Annotated in this window: 18 protein-coding genes, 1 tRNA gene and 1 rRNA gene; 13 read left to right on the forward strand and 7 right to left on the reverse strand. The window is 30.0% G+C overall.

Annotated features, from left to right (window positions below):
- Nucleotides 1-246: 246 nt before the first annotated feature.
- Nucleotides 247-363, forward strand: a 5S ribosomal RNA gene (gene rrf / locus KQI89_RS11670).
- Between the two features lie 8 nt (nt 364-371).
- Nucleotides 372-447, forward strand: a tRNA-Phe gene (locus tag KQI89_RS11675).
- Between the two features lie 81 nt (nt 448-528).
- Here KQI89_RS11675 and KQI89_RS11680 read toward each other — a convergent pair.
- Nucleotides 529-1,260: a hypothetical protein gene (locus KQI89_RS11680; protein WP_216457209.1), complete on the reverse strand. Its 732-nt coding sequence runs from the start codon at nt 1,258-1,260 to the stop codon at nt 529-531.
- Between the two features lie 499 nt (nt 1,261-1,759).
- Complete coding sequence (locus KQI89_RS11685; protein ID WP_216457210.1) at nt 1,760-2,239, reverse strand: peroxiredoxin; 480 nt, start codon at nt 2,237-2,239, stop codon at nt 1,760-1,762.
- A 206-nt stretch (nt 2,240-2,445) separates the two neighbouring features.
- On the opposite strand from KQI89_RS11685, the gene KQI89_RS11690 reads away from it, so the two are divergent.
- The gene (locus KQI89_RS11690; RefSeq protein WP_032122698.1) at nt 2,446-3,192 is read left to right on the forward strand and encodes a peptidylprolyl isomerase; all 747 of its coding nucleotides are present in this window, start codon (nt 2,446-2,448) and stop codon (nt 3,190-3,192) included.
- Between the two features lie 176 nt (nt 3,193-3,368).
- On the opposite strand, the gene KQI89_RS11695 is transcribed toward KQI89_RS11690, so the two are convergent.
- Nucleotides 3,369-4,205: a polysaccharide deacetylase family protein gene (locus KQI89_RS11695; RefSeq protein ID WP_216457211.1), complete on the reverse strand. Its 837-nt coding sequence runs from the start codon at nt 4,203-4,205 to the stop codon at nt 3,369-3,371.
- Between the two features lie 373 nt (nt 4,206-4,578).
- Between KQI89_RS11695 and KQI89_RS11700 the strand changes: the two genes are divergently transcribed.
- The 6 genes from KQI89_RS11700 to KQI89_RS11725 all read left to right on the forward strand — a co-directional run bounded on the left by KQI89_RS11700 (nt 4,579) and on the right by KQI89_RS11725 (nt 11,021).
- A complete protein-coding gene (locus KQI89_RS11700) occupies nt 4,579-5,928 on the forward strand; it encodes an O-antigen ligase family protein (RefSeq protein WP_216457212.1) in 1,350 nt (449 codons plus the stop codon).
- 7 nt (nt 5,929-5,935) lie between these two features.
- Nucleotides 5,936-7,024, forward strand: coding sequence for a glycosyltransferase family 4 protein (locus tag KQI89_RS11705; protein ID WP_216457213.1), 1,089 nt, complete (start codon nt 5,936-5,938; stop codon nt 7,022-7,024).
- Nucleotides 7,025-7,062: 38 nt separating this feature from the next.
- On the forward strand, nt 7,063-7,989 hold the full coding sequence (locus KQI89_RS11710) for a LicD family protein (RefSeq protein WP_032122695.1): 927 nt from the start codon (nt 7,063-7,065) through the stop codon (nt 7,987-7,989).
- Between the two features lie 21 nt (nt 7,990-8,010).
- On the forward strand, nt 8,011-8,862 hold the full coding sequence (locus KQI89_RS11715; RefSeq protein WP_216457214.1) for a LicD family protein: 852 nt from the start codon (nt 8,011-8,013) through the stop codon (nt 8,860-8,862).
- Nucleotides 8,863-8,950: 88 nt separating this feature from the next.
- Nucleotides 8,951-10,060: a glycosyltransferase gene (locus KQI89_RS11720; RefSeq protein WP_216457215.1), complete on the forward strand. Its 1,110-nt coding sequence runs from the start codon at nt 8,951-8,953 to the stop codon at nt 10,058-10,060.
- A gap of 67 nt (nt 10,061-10,127) precedes the next feature.
- On the forward strand, nt 10,128-11,021 hold the full coding sequence (locus KQI89_RS11725; RefSeq protein ID WP_216457216.1) for a LicD family protein: 894 nt from the start codon (nt 10,128-10,130) through the stop codon (nt 11,019-11,021).
- Between the two features lie 238 nt (nt 11,022-11,259).
- On the opposite strand, the gene KQI89_RS11730 is transcribed toward KQI89_RS11725, so the two are convergent.
- The 4 genes from KQI89_RS11730 to KQI89_RS11745 all read right to left on the reverse strand — a co-directional run bounded on the left by KQI89_RS11730 (nt 11,260) and on the right by KQI89_RS11745 (nt 15,295).
- A complete protein-coding gene (locus KQI89_RS11730; protein WP_216457217.1) occupies nt 11,260-11,904 on the reverse strand; it encodes an HAD family hydrolase in 645 nt (214 codons plus the stop codon).
- A 79-nt stretch (nt 11,905-11,983) separates the two neighbouring features.
- The gene (locus KQI89_RS11735) at nt 11,984-13,192 is read right to left on the reverse strand and encodes a nitrogenase component 1 (protein WP_216457218.1); all 1,209 of its coding nucleotides are present in this window, start codon (nt 13,190-13,192) and stop codon (nt 11,984-11,986) included.
- Complete coding sequence (locus KQI89_RS11740; RefSeq protein ID WP_216457219.1) at nt 13,192-14,502, reverse strand: nitrogenase component 1; 1,311 nt, start codon at nt 14,500-14,502, stop codon at nt 13,192-13,194. Before KQI89_RS11740 ends, KQI89_RS11735 begins: the two co-directional genes overlap by 1 nt.
- A gap of 31 nt (nt 14,503-14,533) precedes the next feature.
- A complete protein-coding gene (locus KQI89_RS11745) occupies nt 14,534-15,295 on the reverse strand; it encodes a nucleotide-binding protein (protein ID WP_032122689.1) in 762 nt (253 codons plus the stop codon).
- 577 nt (nt 15,296-15,872) lie between these two features.
- Between KQI89_RS11745 and KQI89_RS11750 the strand changes: the two genes are divergently transcribed.
- From KQI89_RS11750 to KQI89_RS11765, 4 genes are read left to right on the forward strand one after another with little or no spacing between them, the layout of a single operon-like run.
- The gene (locus tag KQI89_RS11750) at nt 15,873-16,841 is read left to right on the forward strand and encodes an ABC transporter substrate-binding protein (RefSeq protein ID WP_216457220.1); all 969 of its coding nucleotides are present in this window, start codon (nt 15,873-15,875) and stop codon (nt 16,839-16,841) included.
- A 20-nt stretch (nt 16,842-16,861) separates the two neighbouring features.
- Entirely contained in the window at nt 16,862-17,869 is a 1,008-nt protein-coding gene (locus KQI89_RS11755) for a FecCD family ABC transporter permease (protein ID WP_032122687.1), read from the forward strand.
- Entirely contained in the window at nt 17,862-18,884 is a 1,023-nt protein-coding gene (locus tag KQI89_RS11760) for a FecCD family ABC transporter permease (protein ID WP_216457221.1), read from the forward strand. The genes KQI89_RS11755 and KQI89_RS11760 overlap by 8 nt, the downstream gene beginning before the upstream one ends.
- Before the next feature lie 12 nt (nt 18,885-18,896).
- Nucleotides 18,897-19,679 (forward strand): ABC transporter ATP-binding protein, encoded by a 783-nt coding sequence (locus KQI89_RS11765; RefSeq protein ID WP_216457222.1) that lies wholly within the window; start codon nt 18,897-18,899, stop codon nt 19,677-19,679.
- Nucleotides 19,680-19,898 lie beyond the last annotated feature (219 nt).

A 19,898-nucleotide genomic window follows, 5' to 3' on the forward strand; every position in this document is an offset into this window, starting at 1 on the left:
GTCAGAGGTGTAAGTGCAGCAATGTATTTAGCTGACTGATACTAATAGGTCGAGGGCTTGACCAAATTTTTAAACCATATGCAGTTTTGAAAGAATAATTCTTTCAATTGAATATTGAATACAAATTTCTTATAGATTTGTATAGCGATTATAACAAAAACCAAGATTAAGTGGTGAAGGAAACTTCCTAGCTAACGCTACGAAGTACGACTTTAAAACGAAATCAAAGATTTCTGTAAAGTCGCATCTGGTGATTATGGCTTAGTGGTAACACCCGTTCCCATTCCGAACACGATGGTTAAGCACTAAAGCGCTGATGGTACTGCAAGGGAGGCCTTGTGGGAGAGTAAGTCGTCGCCAGGTTAAAACTTGGCTGGATAGCTCAGTCGGTAGAGCAGAGGACTGAAAATCCTCGTGTCCCTGGTTCGATTCCTGGTCCAGCCACCAGTTAAAAAGTCCTAGCATTTTTGCTAGGACTTTTTGCTATTAATTAAAATTATACCATGATTATAAAACATAATATTATGATTAAATATTTGGGGAAAGGTTCTCTTCACTCTCAATAGGTTCTAGTTTAGGAAATTCGTAAACTTCTAAAGGAAGCTCATGGAATAATTTAATTATATGGTCTAAATTATCTATTAAGTTTAAAGAATTGTCCCTTAGAAGATGTTTAAGATTCTCATTTTCCCAATTTAACCATCTCATATAGCTATCTCTTTCTTTTATATAATTTTCATAGGATTTGAAGTGTTTTATAGAATCTACTACTTCTGAACATAAAAATAAGTTACATATATAAGTTCTATATTTAGATGGTATTGTACAACCATAACCTTCTTTAACAAAAGCACAGGATCTAAAAAATATGGTTTGATCCTGAATTTCGTGAAGTCTTTCCACTGAGGATAATTCATTCATATAATTGATAAAGCAAGAGTTCACATATCCATCAATGGTATAATGTTTTTCACAAATATATTTATTATAACCTTTTTCATCAAAGTAACCTTTTGCATGTATGTAATAGCGATATATTTCAGTACCGGGATTTATTATAATTTTAAAAAGAACTTGCAATCCTTCCATGCTTTGACACATATTGTGTATGTCTACCAAAGTAAATTTAGGAAAATAAAAGCAACAACCTCTATTTTTTACCTTACATAGACTAGCACCAAAAAGGCTATTACAATTACTACAATGTGTACAACCGTATCTAGGTATTGATTCATCAAAATCCGCATATATTCCTGCCATTTTATCACCTCTTATCTTAGAGTAAAAATTTTATGGACTAATTGTACTTGCTCATACATAAAATCTATAACATTTATATAAAATGCCTTAGGCTGCTATAGATTTATTATGACCTTCTGGCTCATTTTATATGAATTTTGATTGTGGATATGATTAAACATAAAATAGTACTAAGAGGCATCCTAAATCTACAGTTTGATGGTAATCGTTTAAGCAGAGAACCAAGATCTATAATCTTGTGTGAATCGCTTACTAAAGAGCACTCTTTTAGTACACCTGAAGCAATAAATACTATTATAAATAGCATAGATAAAAGGTTACTGAATCTCCAATTATAGTTGAAGATTTAGTAACCTTTTGTAATGAAAAATCTTATTTATCCGATGACTACCAGCTCTAATACTCCATTTTCTTCAAAGGGGGAATAAAGAGGGCTAAGTCACTGTATAAGGATTTCTAGCTTTAGTGAGAGTAAAAACACCCTCTAAAGCTTAGAAATCTATTTATTTATAGTTTTTAAGAATTCCTCTACTTCATCTGCATGCCCATTAACTTTAACTTTCCTATATTCCTTAATTAAAAGGCCATTTTTATCAATAATGAAAGTACTTCTTTCAATGCCCTTTACCTTTTTACCAAACATATTTTTATCCTTTAATACGCCATAAAGGTTACATACTTCCTCACTTTCATCACTTAAAAGCACGTAGGATAGAGAAAGTTTAGTTATAAACTTATCATGGCTCTTTAAGGAGTCCCTACTTATTCCTAGTATAACTGTATTTAAATCTTTAAAAGCTTCTACTTTATCTCTAAAATCTCCTGCTTCTATAGTACATCCAGGGGTGTTGTCTTTAGGGTAAAAGAATAATACTATATTTTTACCTTCATACTCTTTTAAACTATGTTTTTTCTCATCTGAACCTATAAGCTCAAAATCAGGAGCTAATTCTCCTACCTTTACTGTAGTTTCTATCATATTACCACCTCTTAAAGTATATTATATTATTATCATATAATAATTATTATTCAATTGCAAGTATATTTAGTACTTTTAAATTTAATACAACTAAATCTTTTCTATATTCTTTAGTATTTGTTCTTTAAATATCTATGATATTTATGTTACTATAGTAGTATCGCAAGGTGAAGACGCGAAATAATCTTATTTTAAGGAGAATTTTTATGGAAAATAAAGTTTTAGCTAAGGTTGGTAACGTTAATATTACTCAAAATGATTTAGAGGAAACAATTAAGAGATTTCCACAAGAAAGACAATCATATATAGATTCAGATCTTGGAAGAAAACAGCTTTTAGAACAAATAATTTCTTTCGAACTTATGTATAACTATGGAAAGCAATCAGGCTTTGATAATGATGAGGAATTTTTATCCCATGTTGAAAAGATGAAAAAAGAGTTATTAACTCAGTTTACTATAGGAAAGGTATTATCTGACGTAACAGTTACAGAAGAAGAGATTTCATTATTCTATGCTGAAAACAAAGATAACTTTAAAGAAGAAGAATCTGTAAGAGCAAAGCATATATTGGTTGAGTCCTTTGATAAAGCTAAGGATATAAATAAGGAAATAAAGGAAGGCTTAAGCTTTGAAGAAGCTGCACAGAAGTATTCATCCTGCCCATCTAAAGAAAATGGAGGGGATCTTGGTAACTTTACTAGAGGAAGAATGGTTCCAGAATTTGAAGAAGCTGCTTTTAAATTAAACATTGGAGAGATTAGTGAGCCAGTACAAACTCAGTTTGGATATCATCTTATAAAGGTTGAAGAAAAAACAGAGCCTAAGGTTAAAGATTTAGAAGAAGTTAAAGATATGATAAGAAATAATCTTATTCAAGAAAAACAAAATAAGCATTACATGGATATGACAGAAGAGTTAAAAGTTAAATACAACGTAGAATATGTAGAATAATTAAAAGTTAACTATACCTTAGAATTATCTACAATAATTGAAGGGTAAGTATAGAAGAAAACTATATACAATAATTAAATTAAAAAAGTTCCTCTTTATCATGAAGAGGAACTTTTAATCTAATAAAATAAGAATTAAATTATGTAAAATTCAAGTGTTTATTAAAGGTTATTACACTATAATTTGGATTTTATAATTCTAAAAAGTTTTCTTACTTTATATTTTGTCATATAGTAATTATTTTTTTCTACTTTTCCAAGGAAGTTGTCCATATCCTCTATGACAGCTCTTCTACTGATTTCAAAACCATCACTTTCTTTATTAGTGTACTTGTCTAATATTCCTATAGCACCTAGGTAACCAAGTTCTTTAGATATCTTTTTAGAGTCTTCATTACAGGAACCATAAGGATAAGCTAAGTACTTCACTGGTTTATCTATTATCTTCTCTAAAGTAGCCTTTGAGTCAGCTAGCTCCTTGTATTGATCTTCATAAGATAGAGTGGCAAGATCTTGATGACTTACTGTATGAGATCCGATCTCTATTCCACTTTTAGCTAATTCCTTTATTTGTTCAGTAGTCAAAAAATGCTTGTCTTTATCTATTTTATTTGTTTGAACAAATATAGTAGCTTTAAAACCATATTGTTTCAATAAAGGATATACTATTTCATAATTATCTTTGTACCCATCATCAAAGGTTAAGACTACACTTTTTCTAGGAATCTCCTTACCATTTTTAATATAATCATATAACTCATCTAGAGTTAAGGTTTTAAAACCATTAGTTTTTAGATACTTAAGTTGTTTATCAAAGGTCTTTTTTGTCAATACTACTTCTGAGGTCTTCTTTTCTTTTACAGAATGATACATTAAAACAGGTATATCATCAGTAAATTTTTGATAGAAGGCAAAGACCATAACAGAACTAAAAGCTAAAATTAAACATACCAATAAAGGTATCTTCCACTTAAAAGATTTCGACGAAGAATTTTGATTTAATGAAATTTTCACCATACCACCCCGCAATAAATTAAAGTATTTTTAATAGAACAAATGTCATTAAAAACCCAACAACGCCTAACTACATTATAATACGAAAAAACACAAATAGGAATTACAAAATCGTAACAATTAGGTAAAAATAAGCATTTTTTTACTTAATGCTTAGGATATTCACGTAGACAAAGTAGAATGATTTTTAGGAGTAGTTTATAGAGAGTATCGAGTAATATTAGTAGTGGCAAGGGTTAGAGAAAATTAAGACTTTGTTAACTTGACAGTGATTTTAATTCTTTATATACTTTATGTGTTGCGTAAACTTGAATATTGTGATAAGATTATAAATTTTAAGGTGATTATTTTCGTATTATCAGGAGGTGCTAAATTGGTTCAGCAGAATAAAAGTAAATACATTAATATAATTATTCCTATAATAATAGTATTTGTGTCCACAACAGGATGGTATTCCCTTGATTACATAGGTATGAAGATGTTTTGGGCAGGGTTTTTCATATTATCGTTTACTTATGCTTTTTTTATACTATGGAATTACAAAGACAATATAAAAATTAAAGACATAGTAACTAATAAATATAATCTTCTTATAGGGGGTTATGGCTTATGGCTTACTATAAGTTATTTGTATAATTATCAAAGCAGAAACACTTTACTTTATGTATTTAAGATTTGGTTTATGCTTGGTTTTTATATAGTTCTTACGCAAATATATATTCAAAACATAAGTAAAGAAGAAAAAAGGCAACTGATACTTAATGTGTCCAAATACATATTTATTTTAGGGATATTTAATTCAATTGTGGGATTATATCAATTTACTACCCTATCTAACAAGATATTTGGTGTAATAATAACAGATTGGTATCCTTACAATCCTGCGGCCATGTATGGAAATGTTAATGGATTTGGGACTTACTTATTTATTTCAATTATATGTGGAGCAACCTTATTTATAAACAACCTAAATAATAATAAGAATAAATATATATTGTTCGGCTTAGTGTTTCAAGGATATATGTTATACTTAACTGTAGCAAGAACAAGTATTGTATCTTTATTTGGTTATTTTATATTTACATTAATTATTTTAGGTATAAAAAATAAAAACTTACTAAAAAACATATTTTCAACGAGAAATGTTATTGTATTTTTAGTTTGTAATGTTATAATGTTCTCAATTATAAAAATGCCTCAATATAGAGGGTATATAAATAAGTTGTTTAAAACAACACCTTCTACTGAGTCAAGAACTGCAGATGAACTTTTAAAAGAGAAAAATAGTAAGGGTTTAAACTACAGAGATCTTATATGGAAAGCTGTAGCAAGAGATTATGATGAGTATATATTATTGGGAGATGGATTAAAATACAATATAATAGATAAAATAGATGTAGTGAATGTTATAAGCGAAAGAAGTAAAGGGGTAGATAGAATAAGCTATCATAATACCTTAGTAAGATATTTTGCTTCTAACGGTATGTTCGGATTGGTATTGTTTTTAGCTCTATATTTTGCAATACCACTAACTTTGTTTATTAATATGATGAAAAGAAGAGAAATAGATATAGAGTCTTCCATAGTAATAATACTTTTAGCAGTAATATTTATGTATATGCAAATGGAAGAAGTATATATAGGAGAAATTGGATTTATGCCCATAATAGCTAATATGGTATTAGGTTATGGCAGTGCCCTTTTAAAAAAGAAACAGAGGTGAGATAGTAATGAATGTGCTTTTTGTAGGGGTTAGATGGCAAAATGAAGAAGACATAACTTCCGGTCCTCAAAAGATAGGTAATATTTTATACAACAGACTTACAAAAAATGAAGATAACTTTTATTTTTATGGATTATGCTTAGAAGACACTAAGGAAAATAGAGTGGATTTTGAAGTGATAAATAAAAGAGAAGCAAGAGGGGACATGAAACACTTATCTTCATATATAAAAGAAAATAATATTAAGGTTTTATATATTGCTAGATATTATTCTTCTTTGGCATTGTATGCTGTGTATTTAAGCGCAAAACATAAGCTTAAAATAGTTTATACAGTGCATGGTCTAGTAAAGAAGGAAAGAGTTATAAATGGATCTTTTAAAGCCCATCACGTATTATGCGAAGATCTTCTATTAAAGAGAGCCCATAAGATAGTTGCAGTATCAGAGGATTTAAAGTCAGAGATATTAAAATACTATCCTGCTTTATCAAAAGAGAAGATAGAAGTTATAAATAATGGAGTAAGCATAATACCTATAAAAGAAAAGATAGATATAAAAAACACTTATCACCTTGAAGAAGATAAAAAGATTCTCTTCACTGTAGGAGTAAGAAAGATAAAAAATATTGAGGTTATATTAGAGAACTTTGTAAAAAATAAAAGCCTCTATGAAAAATCTTATCTTCTAGTAGCAGGAGAAAATGACACAGATTACGCAAAAGAGATAATAAATAAATATAAAGAATATAAAAATATAAGATTTATTGGATATGTAGACACTAATATGATGAACAATATATATTCAGAGATGGATATTTTTATTCAAATAAGTAAATTTGAAACCTTTGGAATGTCCATAGTGGAATCACTATTACATAAAAAGCCTGTAATAATATCTTCTTTATTACCTATTGCAAAGTATTTTAATGAAGAAGAAGTATGTATGTATAACTATAAAGAGGATGATTTAGCTACTCTTATGTTGGAGATCTTAAATAAAAATAGTATAAATGAAAAAGGTTATAAAAAAGCTGTGGAGTTATTTGACTGGGATAAAGTAAAAGATAACTATCATGAGGTTTTTATGAAATTTTAAAGCTATAGTATTAAGTAGTAATATAATGGGGTGAGGTTATGAAGGAAAATTATAGTGAATTGTTTCCAGATCATAGATTAGATAATTTAGACCTAGAGGAGCTTAGACAATGCCAGCTTATTATTCTTAGAATATTAAAGGTTGTAGATCACATTTGCACAAAACACTCATTAACTTATTGGTTAGAAGGGGGAACCCTTCTTGGGGCGGTAAGGCATGGTGGATTTATACCTTGGGATGATGACCTTGATATAAGCATGCCTAGAGAGGATTATGAAAAATTCTTAGCTATTGCAAAGGATGAGCTTCCAGAAGACTTATTTGCACAAAACCTACAGAGTACAGAGTTTGCAGGAAATACTTGGACTCAAATTAAGGACAGAAAAAGTATGATAATTTTATCAGAGGATGCTAAGTATCATCAAGGGCTATATATGGACATATTTCCCATGGATGTTTACTCTGATAACTTTTTCAAAAGAAACCTATATGAAAAGATACATAAATTCTTTTATATAAGAGTACAAGCTATAAATGCGCCGCTTAAAAAGCCCTTTTTTAAAGGTAGTAATTTTATAAAAAATGTAATAAGACTTATTTTTAAAATAGTGTTTTTCATATTTGCTATATTTGATTATAACAAAATATATAATATGAACCTGAAATCTAGGGAAAAAAGAATTGAATCTATGAAAAAAAATCCTAAAACTAACTATGGTTATGCTACAGATGTTTTAAATTGGGAAAATATATTTAGATTTGAAGATATTTTTCCTGTTAAGAGAATAAAATTTGAAGATGGAGAGTTTTGTGTACCTAATGATTATCATGCTGTATTAACTTCTCTTTTTGGTAGTGATTATATGGACATGCCTCCAGAACATAAAAGAGTGCAACATAATATTAGAATAAAGTCCGTGCTTACTAAAGAAGAAGAGGAGAAACTTAATGAGGGGTTCTATTAAAAATTATGGGGTGTATAGGATATGGATATTACAAATAAGCCTTGCGTAGAAGGAAATTTAGGTAAAGCTCAAAATATAATGCTAGATATCTTAAAGGCGGTAGATACTATATGTAGGAAAAACAATTTGACCTATTGGCTTGAGGGCGGTACTCTTTTAGGTGCTGTAAGACATAAAGGCTTTATACCTTGGGATGATGATGTAGATATTGCAATGCCAAGAGAAGATTATGAAAAGTTTATTTCTATAGCTAAAAAAGAACTTCCAGATAATCTATTCTTACAAACGAGCTATACAGATTTAGAATATGATATGCCCTGGATGAAGGTAAGACATAATAATAGTGAAATTGTAGAGTACAAAATAGGTAATTATCATAATGGCCTATTCATAGATATATTTCCTTTTGACTATTACAGGGATGTAGAAGGATATATAAATTCAAAGAAGAGGTTTAAATTTATATATAGAACTCTAATTCTTGTAAAGGAACCCTTTGAGAAAGTCACAAATAAAAAGATTTTGATAAAGAATACATTAAAGTTCTTTACTAAAGTAATTTTATTTCCATTTACATTTATGAGTAAAAGAAAAATATTCAATAAAATATACGCCCTAAGGGATAAGTATGTTGGTAAATATGGAGCTAAAGATAGTGAAATTCTTGGGTATGGTATAGATACTGTGTTTTGGAATTTTTCTATTGAAAAGAATAGTGTGTTTCCTTTAAAGGAACTTTCATTTGAGGACGGTAGTTTTTATGTTCCAGGAAATTATGACGCTTATCTTACAAAGCTTTTCGGTGATTATATGAAGCTTCCAGAAGAAAAAGATAGAATACCACATAACTTAGAAATCATAATTAAAGAATAATGGAAAACTTAGAATGAACTTTTTAGATGCTTATAATGATTATAAGCATCTAAAAGGCATATACATTAATTAGAGAGTGAGGATAGCTATGAATAAGATTAAGGTCATGCAGGTGGTTACCACAGATAAGTTAAGTGGAGCTGAAAAAGTTGTTTTAGATATTGAAAACAATCTAGACAAAGATAGGTTTGAAGCTTTAGCTTTATGTGCAGGGGGAGAACTTAAAGATTTATATGAAAAATCAGGTATTAAAACTTATGTAGCAGATCTTAGTTCTTTAAAACCTGGAGAGATAAAAAAGTTTAGATCCTATCTAAAAGAAAACCCTGTAGATATTTTGCATGGGCATGATGTAAAAGCATCTATTGGAGCGTATATAGCCTCCAAGGGGTTAGGCATTCCAGTAATATCTCACTTGCATAGCTCTTACCCTTGGCTTCAAGGAGCATCGCCTTTAAAATATATAGATAGATTTTATAGAAAAAAATATAAACTTTCAATAGCTTGCTCTCATATGGTTAAAGAACATTATTTGAATTATAATAAGGCTGTTTCAGAAGATAACATGAAGGTTTTAAATAATTCCTTTAACTTTAATGAACTTAAAGAAAAAGTTATATTACCTAAGAAAGAGATGAGAAGTAGGCTTAATATTAAAGAAAATGCCTTTGTCTTTGGATTCTTAGGTAGACTTTTAGATATAAAAGGAGCGGATCTTTTAATAGATACTTTTAATAAGATATCTAAAGACATACCAGAAAGTCTATTAGTAATAGTAGGGGACGGACCAGAAAGAGAAAAATTAGAGTCTATGGTAAAAAACTATGGATTAGATCATAAGGTGCTTTTTGAAGGATACCAAAAGGATGTATATAGCTACTTAAATTTATTTGACTGTTTTATACTTCCTTCAAAACTAGAAGGGCTACCTATGGCAGTATTAGAAGCAATGGCAATGAGAGTACCGGTGATTTCAACTCCAGTAGCTGGAGTTAAAACTCTCATTAAGGACGGATTTAATGGTATAATATTAAAAGAGAGAGATGAAGCTAATCTTTATGAAGCTATGATTAAGGTACATTCTTCAGAGGATAATAGAGTAGCTTTAGCAGAAAATGCATATAAATATTTAGTAGAGAACTATAATATAGATATCTACATGGGAAAACTTCAAAAGATTTATGAAGGTATTAGATAATCAATAATTAAGGGCATTTTAGGTTAAGTTTTAAAAATATTATATAATTGTAATGGAGAAGATGGTAATGTCGATGAAAAATAAAACAAACAATTTAGATGATGTAGATGACCATTTGTGCAAGAATTTTAAAGAGGATAACAGGTTGGGACAAGTAGTTCCCTGTTCTTTAGAAGAAGCTCAGGATATAATGCTTAGCATATTAAAAGAAGTGCATAGCATATGTCAAAAATATGGATTAACCTATTTCATTACAGATGGTACCCTTTTAGGGGCAGTAAGACACAAGGGTTTTATACCTTGGGATGATGATTTAGACATAGCCATGCCAAGAAATGACTATGAAATATTTAAAGAAATAGCAAGAGAAGAGTTGTCAAAAGAATTCTTTATGCAAACTGTAGATACAGACCCGAATTATGACCTTTACAATATACCTTTAAAAATAAGACATAATAATAGTATCCTTTTAGAAACTGGAGAAGAGAAAAAAAACTATCATAATGGCATTTATATTGATATATTTGCTATAGATAGAGTCCCAGATACAAAGCTAAAACGGAAAATACAAAAAAACCTATCAAAGATTTTATTAAATATGAAAATGAAAATTAGTTTTGAAGATGGAATAAATCCAAAATCCATAATTAGATGTGTTTTACAACTTATAGGCAAAATTATACCGTATAAACTTATAAGAAAAATTTTATATTCTACTCTAAAGTGGAGTAAACAGTCAAGGCTTCCATTGTTTTATTATGGGGTAGATCTTACCTTTGATAATGAGTTTAAAGAAGAAGAGATATTCCCTCTAAAGTCTATGGAGTTTGAAGGAGAAAGTTTCTGGGCACCTAATAATCCCCATGCATTACTTACAAGAACTTATGGAGATTATATGGAATTACCTCCAGAAGATAAAAGAGAGCAACATTCTAGCTTTATAGGACTTAAAAAACAATAGAGAATTAAGTTAATGCATAGGTTTTAAAACTTGGATTTTTAGATATGTTTAAGAATAGTTTCAATAATATAAGAATTTTTAAGGGAAGTCTTTTGATATGACTCCTTTATAGTTATACACTTCTTATTTTTAGTGTTTAACTTTTGGGATGCACATGATTTGGACTTCCCTTAATGAAGGTTTTAAGAATTTTAGCTAAAGAGCTTTTTTATATTTCTAAATCATAACTTTTACTTATCTATTTTAAATTACTATAATCCTTTATAAATTTATCTGATTCTAGAATTATTGCATCCATGTTATGGTGAGAAAAGGAGTCATAAACAGCAACTACCTTCATTCCAGCTGACTTGGCACCTTTTATAGCAGGAAGGATATCTTCAAAAACTACGCATTCTTCAGGAGAAACCTTAAGCCTCTCTGCTGTTAATAGATAAACATCAGGAAAACTTTTATTCCTTTCAACCTCATCTGTAGTGGTTATTACATCAAAATAATTATAGATATTATATTTTTTAAGTATCATCTCTAAAAGAGGAACAGAATTACTAGTGGCAAGAGCTATTTTTATGCCCCTGTCTTTTAAAGATTTTATAAAATCATCAGCACCAGGCTTTAAAAATACATTGTCCCTATATTCAGCCATAGCCATATCATGCCATTCTTTAAGTATCTCATCTAAAGAATCTTCAAGGTTAAATTTTTCTTTAAAATAGATGGCTGTATCATAAATACTCAAATGTTCAATATGGTCTCTTAAAGTATGAGGCATATTTAAACCTCTTTTTAACAGATAATCCTCATCTATTTTTCCCCATACCCACATGGAATCAATTAAAGTACCATCCATATCAAATATAGCAGCTTTTACATCTTTAAGCATATATAAAATCACCCCTTATTAGATTATACCATTTAAAATTAAAATTATATAACCTAATAAGGGGTGATTAATTATAACCTTAAGGATTTAGACATTTATTTAGTAGATTTAGTGCTCCTCTAAATCCTACATAAGGAGCATAAGGATATTTTAAAAAGTGAAACTCATAAGTTGGGATATCTATTTGTATTTTCTTGCATTTATTTTTAGATATACTAAGTGTAGCAGCATTACCCATAAGAATCTGATAATCCCCATTTTTAATTATTTCTTCCCACTGATTTTCTTTATAAAAGGGAATGTTGTCTGTTTTCATGTCAGGAGAAGTACACCAGGCATGAGATATGTTAAAGCCGGCTTCATTCTTTAGAAAATCCATTATTCCACTTACTACATCAAAATGAGCTCCAATAGCAATTGAAGGTTTTCTGAATTGGCTAGTATAGTTTAAGGCAACCTTTATGGTAGGCTCTAACTCTTTTACTTCAGATTTTATAAACTCATCATTACATTTAACTTTTAGAGCTTCTGAAATTTTTTCAATCCATTGTAAAGTTCCTTTAAGACCGTAAGGTTTTCCAAAAACATAAGGTGTTCCAAAACGATTTTCGAGGGTTTTACAAGCATTGATACCTTCATTTCTTAATGCAATATTTATATGAGAGGATCCCATAGATTTTATATCAGAAATACTAGTATCAGAAGTCATTATGCAAGTTGGATCAGCGTTAAAGCATCCCTTTAATATTCTCTTAATTTCATATACATCTGAAAGATAATTAAAATCATCTGCACAAGAACCTATTATGTTAAAAGTTAAATTTTCTGTTTTATTAATATCAACAGGGATAGTTTTTACTAAGGTGTCAAGTGTATCACGAACTCCCATGGTCCAATTACCTTGGAAACCATCATTTTTTATAGGTATTATTTGTGTATCACTATATTTCTTTTGATATTTTCTACAATTCATAGCAATATCTGATCCCATAGTTGCTGAAAGTGTAGAGGGCATAACAAAAATAACAGGGGGATTATCCTTTTTAATGATTTCATCTATTGCTTTATCAAGACGAGTCATTTCCCCTAAGGCTATATCAGTTTCGTCTAGGTGAGTTGCAAATATTTTGCTGTTTTGTTCTCCCTGCATTCTAGCAAAACTGTTTAATTCAAATCTGGTAGTTCCGGATGTACCAAATTCTAGTATATAAGCATCCTTTATAGGTAATAGTGTCCAAAGTGATCCCATTCTATCAGAGGGTATAGGATAGTATTTATAAAGAGCCACTATTCATTCACCTCCCCATTAATTTCATGATTACAAGATTTATTTATATAGCATATATTTTTAAGAACACCTAAAGGTTGTTCAAATCCAAGTTCAGAATCATAATTTTTGTATTTTATACACTTCATAGCGGATGTTTCGCTTTTTTCTATTGGAGTATATCCAAAGAAGTAGTCTACAGGGAATGCTTTTAAAGCATTATTTATGGTACTAAAATTAAAGGTATGTCCTACATAAGGATTACAATCTAATGAAAGTATTTTATCACTCCATAACTTATTTTTATCAAAAAAGTATTCTGCTTCTATATATACTGGTTTCATTCCCAAAGATGAAAGAAAGGCTGAATGGATAAATGGATCTAACAACATATATCCACTGGCAAAGGTCTTTCCTTTAAGAATAGATTTATAAGGCTCTATACCTTCTTTAGCATTTATATAAAGTTCATCTATTTCTTTTTCTATAGATATATCCAAATAACTAGCTATTTCTTTATAGGCAGTTTTTATTTCATCAATGTCTAAAAGATGAGGAAATAAAACATAAGGAGTTCCAAACTTTTCATGAATCCTTTCAGCCAAAGGCAATGCAGCAATATCTGTAACAATAGAAAGTGCAGCTGAGGGAGCCTTCCTTAAAGAATCAACTGTTAGATTGTGGGGAATTGTACAATTAATTTTTATATTATGCTCTTTTAATAAACTTATAACTTCACTTTTTAGAAGTTTATTTGAACCCTCACCTAAGAGGTTAATAGTATCTTTTTCAACGTTTTGTTTTTCCATAATATCACAAAGAGAACTTAAGGAAGCTTCTTTTGAAGGTATGGAACTATAACATTTAAAATGAGCAGCATTTATATGTATTACCTTTGCATTTAAAATAGAATTTGCTTTGCGTGCTATTCCTTGAAAATCTTCACCAATCATCTCAGGAACGCAAGCAGAAACTAAAACTATTACCTCAGCGCCTGTTTTGTCTATTTCTTGTAATGCAGAAATAATCCCATCGCTACAACCAAAAATAACCTCTTTTGGATCTAAAGAATAAGACCAGGTAGTATTACTTTCAAACTCATCTTTAGACCTTATGGATATATTTTTATTATAATAGGTACATTCAGCAGTACCTACTATTAACTTTGCCACTCCATTTATTCCTGAAAAAACATGATTAACTAATGCAAGAGGGCACCTAGAACCGGGATAGATGGCATAGGCACCTTGTTTAATATCTTTATCTTTTTTTATATCTGAAAGTTTTCTTAAATTATTTATATTTTCTTTTGAAATAGAATTGATTTCCATAACCCACCTCTTTTAAATAACCTTAAAAAGTTTATTCATTAATCTTACTTCCATAAACTATATTTGCAAGGTTATAGTATTCTTTTGCCATTTCACTATCTGGAAATGCTTGTACAACAGTCATACCCATAGATTCAGCTTGTTGAACTGCTGGATCTCTAGGTACATTATAAAGTATCTCGGTTCCAATTTCCTCTGCAGCTTTTTGCACTAATTCTTTTTCGCCTTCAAAATTTTTAGCGTTAAAAATAAGACCTTTTAAAGAAGCATAGCCCATTTTTCCAAAGTTTTTTACAGCATAGGAAATATTGCTTGCAGCATAAAGCGACATCATCTCTCCAGAGGTGACAATACATACTTCATCAGCATAGCCACCTCTTATTGGCATAGAAAAACCACCACAAACTACGTCACCTAAAACATCATAAAGAACTACATCAGGCTTATAGTATTCGTAGGCATTAAGTTCTTCTAATTTTTCAAAGGCAGTTATGATACCTCTTCCTGCACATCCCACTCCTGGCATAGGTCCACCAGCTTCTACACAAAGAACTCCACTGTCACTTTCCACTACTAAATTCTTCAAAGTCAATTCGCTATCATCTATATTTCTTAAAGTTTCAAGTACAGTTGGAATAGGCTTACCATAAGTTAAGTTTCTAGTTGAATCCGCTTTAGGGTCGCAACCGATTTGCAGTACTCTCTTTCCCATAGAAGAAAGTGCAACAGAAATGTTAGATACTGTTGTAGATTTGCCTATTCCGCCTTTTCCATATATTGCAATTCTTTTCATCTATAATCCCCCTACAAGTTTAATTATTTATTATCTTAATTATTATTTTGATTATTTTTAATACGTGATAATGATAATAATTATCATACATTAAACATAAAGTGAATTATACCACCTAAGTAAAATTTAGGCAAGTAAATAAATACCTGTACTTGTTATTGTTTTAACATTAAATTTTTAATAAAATAAGACATTTTTGTATTATAAAGCAACATTAATCAGTTTACGGATAAAATTTTATGTACATATAAAGAAGTATATGTAAAAACATAAATTTTACAAGGAAAATAAAGAATGGGTTGACAAATATAACTATCAGTAAGTATAATCAGTAATGAAATCCATTATCGATAACAAAAGTTTATATATAAACAAAGATTATATTAAGTTTTTAAATTGATTTAAATCTAACACAACTTTAGAAAAATTGATTTAAATATAACGTGTAAGCATATTAATTGATTTAAATCTAACCAAGTGTATAAATTTTAAATTCTTTATGATAAGTTATAACACCATAAAGAGATATTCGTAGGAAGAAGAAATATATAAATATTAAAGGAGAGTAGGGATAGTAATGAAAAAAAAGTTATTAGTATTAACGCTATCAGCATTAATGGCTGTTGGAATAGTAGGATGCGGCAATAAGAATAATGCTGAGGACAAAGCAGCCAATGCGCCAAAGCAAGAACAACAAGAAAACAAAGAAAAAAAGGTAAGTTATTTAGGAAAAGAATATACAGTACCTAGTAAAGATCCAAGGATTGTTATAACAGGAACTTTGGAATCAATGGAGGACGCTTTGATTTTAGGAGTAAAACCTGTAGGAGCTATGACTTCAGGTGGAAAATTCCCAGAGATTTTTAAAGACATAACTAGTGAAGCTAAACCAATAGGAGAAAAAACTCAACCAAACATTGAAACAATTTTATCCTTAAAACCAGATATCATACTAGGATCAACTAAGTTTCCAGCAGAAGCTTTAGAAAAATTAAATAAGGTAAAGGATACTGTACCAGTTTCACACATATCCACTGACTGGGAAGCTAATCTTATGCTTATGGGAGAAATAAGTGGTAAAGAGGATAAGGCAAAAGAAATTATACAAAAGTATAAAGAGGAGGCAAAAAAAGGCAAGGAACAGCTTGGTGACAAGATGAAAGATAAAAAGGTTGTAGCTATAAGAATAAGAGCGGGTAATATAGCTATATATCCTGCAGGAGTATTCTTTAACCCAGTTCTTTATGATGAATTAGGCCTAGAAGTTCCAGAAACCATAAAAGCTGCAAAAGCTCAAGAAATGCTATCTTTAGAGAAATTCTCAGAGTTAAACCCAGATTATATTTTTGTTCAGTTTTCTGAAGATGAAAATAAAGACAACCCTAAAGCTCTAGAAGAATTAAATAAAAATCCTATATGGAGCAGTATTAATGCAGTTAAAAATGGAAAAGTATTTGTAAATACTGTTGATCCAATAGCTCAAGGAGGAACAGCTTGGAGTAAATCAAACTTCTTAAAGGCGGCTGTATCTGAACTATCTAAATAATTAGGAGTGAACGTAACATTATGTCAAAAAAGATTTCGAAGCCAATATTAATTTTATCGATATCACCAATACTTATAGTATTAACAGTGATTATATCAATCCTATATGGAGCAAAAGATATTGATATAAACATAATAAGAGATGCTTTCTTAAACTTTGATTCGGGCAACGTAAATCATCAGATCATAATGTATTCTCGTTTGCCAAGAGTTGTAAGTTCACTTTTAATTGGGGCATTTTTAGCAGTATCAGGGGCATTAATGCAAGGTATAACAAGGAACTACCTTGCATCCCCTTCCATTATGGGAGTTTCCGATGGATCGGTTTTTGCTGTTACAATTTGTATGATATTTTTTCCAGAAACATCGTCTCTTAGTTTAATTCTTTTTTCTTTTATAGGTTCGGCAGTTGGAGCATTGATAATATTTGGACTAGCATCTCTCCTACCAAATGGTATGACGCCAGTACGTCTTGCTATTATTGGTACAATAACAGGTGCCTTTTTAAATAGTATTTCCGCAGCATTATCTACATATTTTCAAGTTTCACAAAACATAAGTTTTTGGTATAATGCTAAGCTTCATCAAATTACTCCAGATAAAATAAAGATTATAATACCTTTTGCTATAGTAGGAATGATAGCTGCAATGGCAATATCTAAATCTATAACAATATTATCTTTAGGAGAGGAAATTTCAATTAGTCTTGGACAAAGAACTGTACTTATAAAAGTTATTGCCATGATTACCGTAGTTATATTAACTGGAATATCAGTGGCTCTAGCAGGTAAGATAGCTTTTATTGGACTTATAATACCTCATACAATTAAATTCTTAATTGGAAGTGATTATAGATGGGTTATTCCATGTTCAGCAGTAACTGGAGGCATATTTTTGGCAGTTTGTGATATAGTGAGCAGATTTTTGAATTATCCTTTTGAAACACCCATTGGAGTTGTAACTTCACTTATAGGGGTGCCTTTCTTTTTATATTTAGCAAGGACTAAAGGAGGGCAAAAAAATGCGTAAAGATTCTTTAAAGAGATATAGTACCGTAGTTGTAGTAAGTATTATTATAATTTTAGTAGCAATGTATGTGAGTGTAAGTAATGGTACCTATGATATTTCTATTAAGGATATAATAAGTACAATATTTAGGATAAATCCTGATCCAAATAATGATTTGGTTATATTTGAATTTCGTCTTCCTAGGGTGGTAATTGGAGCTTTAGTAGGTTTCGGTTTTGGTATTGCAGGAGCAGTAATTCAGGGAATAACAAAAAATGGGTTAGCTGATCCTGGGATTTTAGGTATAAATGCAGGAGCTGGAATGGCAATTGTTCTATTTATGTTCTTTTTTCAAGGAAAATTTATTAGTACAGGATGGTTATCTATCTTTGCCATGCCTTTGTTTGGATTAATAGGTGGCCTTACATCAGCTATATTAATTTATCTCTTTGCTTGGAAAAATGGTAGATTAGATACCCAAAGACTCATCTTAGTGGGTATAGCAATAAGTTCAGGTCTTGGAGCGGTTTCCTTATTTATATCCTTAAAAATGAACGCTTCAGATTTTGAAATGGCTGCAGTATGGATTAATGGTAGTATATGGAATGCTAATTGGAAGTATATTTTAGCTACGATACCTTGGATAGTTTGCTTATTTCCTGTTATTTTGAAAAAGGCATTTATTCTAGATCTTTTTCAATTAGAAGAAAATACAGTTAAAAGTCTAGGGATATCTACTGAAAAAGAAAAAGCTATATTATTATTGTCAGCCATAGGGATTGTTAGTGCATGTGTTTCTGTATCTGGTAATATTGGATTTGTAGGATTGCTTGCACCTCATATTTCAAGGAGTTTAGTGGGAATACAGCATAGAAGATCTATTCCCGTAGCTGGATTAATAGGAATGATATTGGTTATAGTTTCAGACTTTATCGGGAAAACAATATTTGCTCCTGCTGAATTGTCTGTTGGTATTGTTATTTCAATAATTGGTATACCTTATTTTGTATATTTATTATTAAAAGCAAAAGTATAGAGGGTGATTAAGGTGAGTATATTAGAAGCTAATAAATTAGAAACATGTTATGAAAATTTTAGAGTATTTAAAGATATAGATTTAGAAATAGAAGAAGGAAAAGTAACTACTATTATAGGACCTAATGGATGCGGAAAGTCTACTTTATTAAAGACTATGGGACGTATTATAAAGCCAAGTAAGGGAGCTATTTACTTAAGAGGAGAGAATATTACTAAAATCCATACAAAGAATATTGCAAAGAGTTTGGCTCTGCTTCCACAAAATCCAGTAGCACCTCCGGAATTAAAGGTTGAGGAATTAATATCTTATGGAAGATTTCCTCATTGCAAGAAGATTAATAAATTGACAGCAAAAGATAAAGAAATTATAGATTGGGCTATAGATGTTACAAAAATTACTGCATTTAAAGATCGTGAAATAGGTTGTTTGTCTGGTGGACAAAGACAAAAGGTATGGTTAGCCATGGCTTTAGCTCAAGAAACGGATATTTTGCTTCTTGATGAACCTACTACTTATCTTGATATGTCCCATCAACTTGAGGTACTTAAAATTGTAGAGGAATTAAATAAAGAGAAAAAGTGCACTGTAGTTATGGTTCTACATGATATTAATCATGCAGCAAGATTTTCTCATAATATTGTTGCAATGAAAGCTGGAAAAATAATTGCTGTAGGAACCCCGGAAGAAATAATTACAAAGCCTGTACTTAAAGAAGTTTTTAATATTGAAGCAAGAATCATGGTTGATGAAGATAATGGATCACCAGTATGCTTTGGATATGATAGTATATAAATAAAGTTTTTGGTACAAGATAAGGTGTTACCTTTAATTTAATAATTGAAGATACATGAAAGTACCCTATATGGTAGATTATATATATCTACTATATAGGGTGCCTTTAATGTTTATGCTTTCCATTAATTAATAAATATTTTTACTAAAATATTTATCTCCACTATCAGGAAAAGCAATAATTATATTGCAAGAATTTTAATATAAAGATGGGTTTAT

This window comes from Clostridium simiarum, from assembly GCF_018919175.1.
GTDB lineage: Bacteria > Bacillota > Clostridia > Clostridiales > Clostridiaceae > Clostridium_L > Clostridium_L simiarum.

What these genes read in the sequence shown, in the direction of transcription:
- KQI89_RS11745 (WP_032122689.1), bottom strand. Translation starts at nt 15,295, where the DNA reads ATGAAAAGAATTGCAATATATGGAAAAGGCGGAATAGGCAAATCTACA.
- KQI89_RS11705 (WP_216457213.1), top strand. Translation starts at nt 5,936, where the DNA reads ATGAATGTGCTTTTTGTAGGGGTTAGATGGCAAAATGAAGAAGACATA.
- KQI89_RS11740 (WP_216457219.1), bottom strand. Translation starts at nt 14,502, where the DNA reads ATGGAAATCAATTCTATTTCAAAAGAAAATATAAATAATTTAAGAAAA.
- KQI89_RS11685 (WP_216457210.1), bottom strand. Translation starts at nt 2,239, where the DNA reads ATGATAGAAACTACAGTAAAGGTAGGAGAATTAGCTCCTGATTTTGAG.
- KQI89_RS11690 (WP_032122698.1), top strand. Translation starts at nt 2,446, where the DNA reads ATGGAAAATAAAGTTTTAGCTAAGGTTGGTAACGTTAATATTACTCAA.
- KQI89_RS11725 (WP_216457216.1), top strand. Translation starts at nt 10,128, where the DNA reads ATGTCGATGAAAAATAAAACAAACAATTTAGATGATGTAGATGACCAT.
- KQI89_RS11730 (WP_216457217.1), bottom strand. Translation starts at nt 11,904, where the DNA reads ATGCTTAAAGATGTAAAAGCTGCTATATTTGATATGGATGGTACTTTA.
- KQI89_RS11680 (WP_216457209.1), bottom strand. Translation starts at nt 1,260, where the DNA reads ATGGCAGGAATATATGCGGATTTTGATGAATCAATACCTAGATACGGT.
- KQI89_RS11760 (WP_216457221.1), top strand. Translation starts at nt 17,862, where the DNA reads ATGCGTAAAGATTCTTTAAAGAGATATAGTACCGTAGTTGTAGTAAGT.
- KQI89_RS11755 (WP_032122687.1), top strand. Translation starts at nt 16,862, where the DNA reads ATGTCAAAAAAGATTTCGAAGCCAATATTAATTTTATCGATATCACCA.
- KQI89_RS11720 (WP_216457215.1), top strand. Translation starts at nt 8,951, where the DNA reads ATGAATAAGATTAAGGTCATGCAGGTGGTTACCACAGATAAGTTAAGT.
- KQI89_RS11715 (WP_216457214.1), top strand. Translation starts at nt 8,011, where the DNA reads ATGGATATTACAAATAAGCCTTGCGTAGAAGGAAATTTAGGTAAAGCT.
- KQI89_RS11750 (WP_216457220.1), top strand. Translation starts at nt 15,873, where the DNA reads ATGAAAAAAAAGTTATTAGTATTAACGCTATCAGCATTAATGGCTGTT.
- KQI89_RS11710 (WP_032122695.1), top strand. Translation starts at nt 7,063, where the DNA reads ATGAAGGAAAATTATAGTGAATTGTTTCCAGATCATAGATTAGATAAT.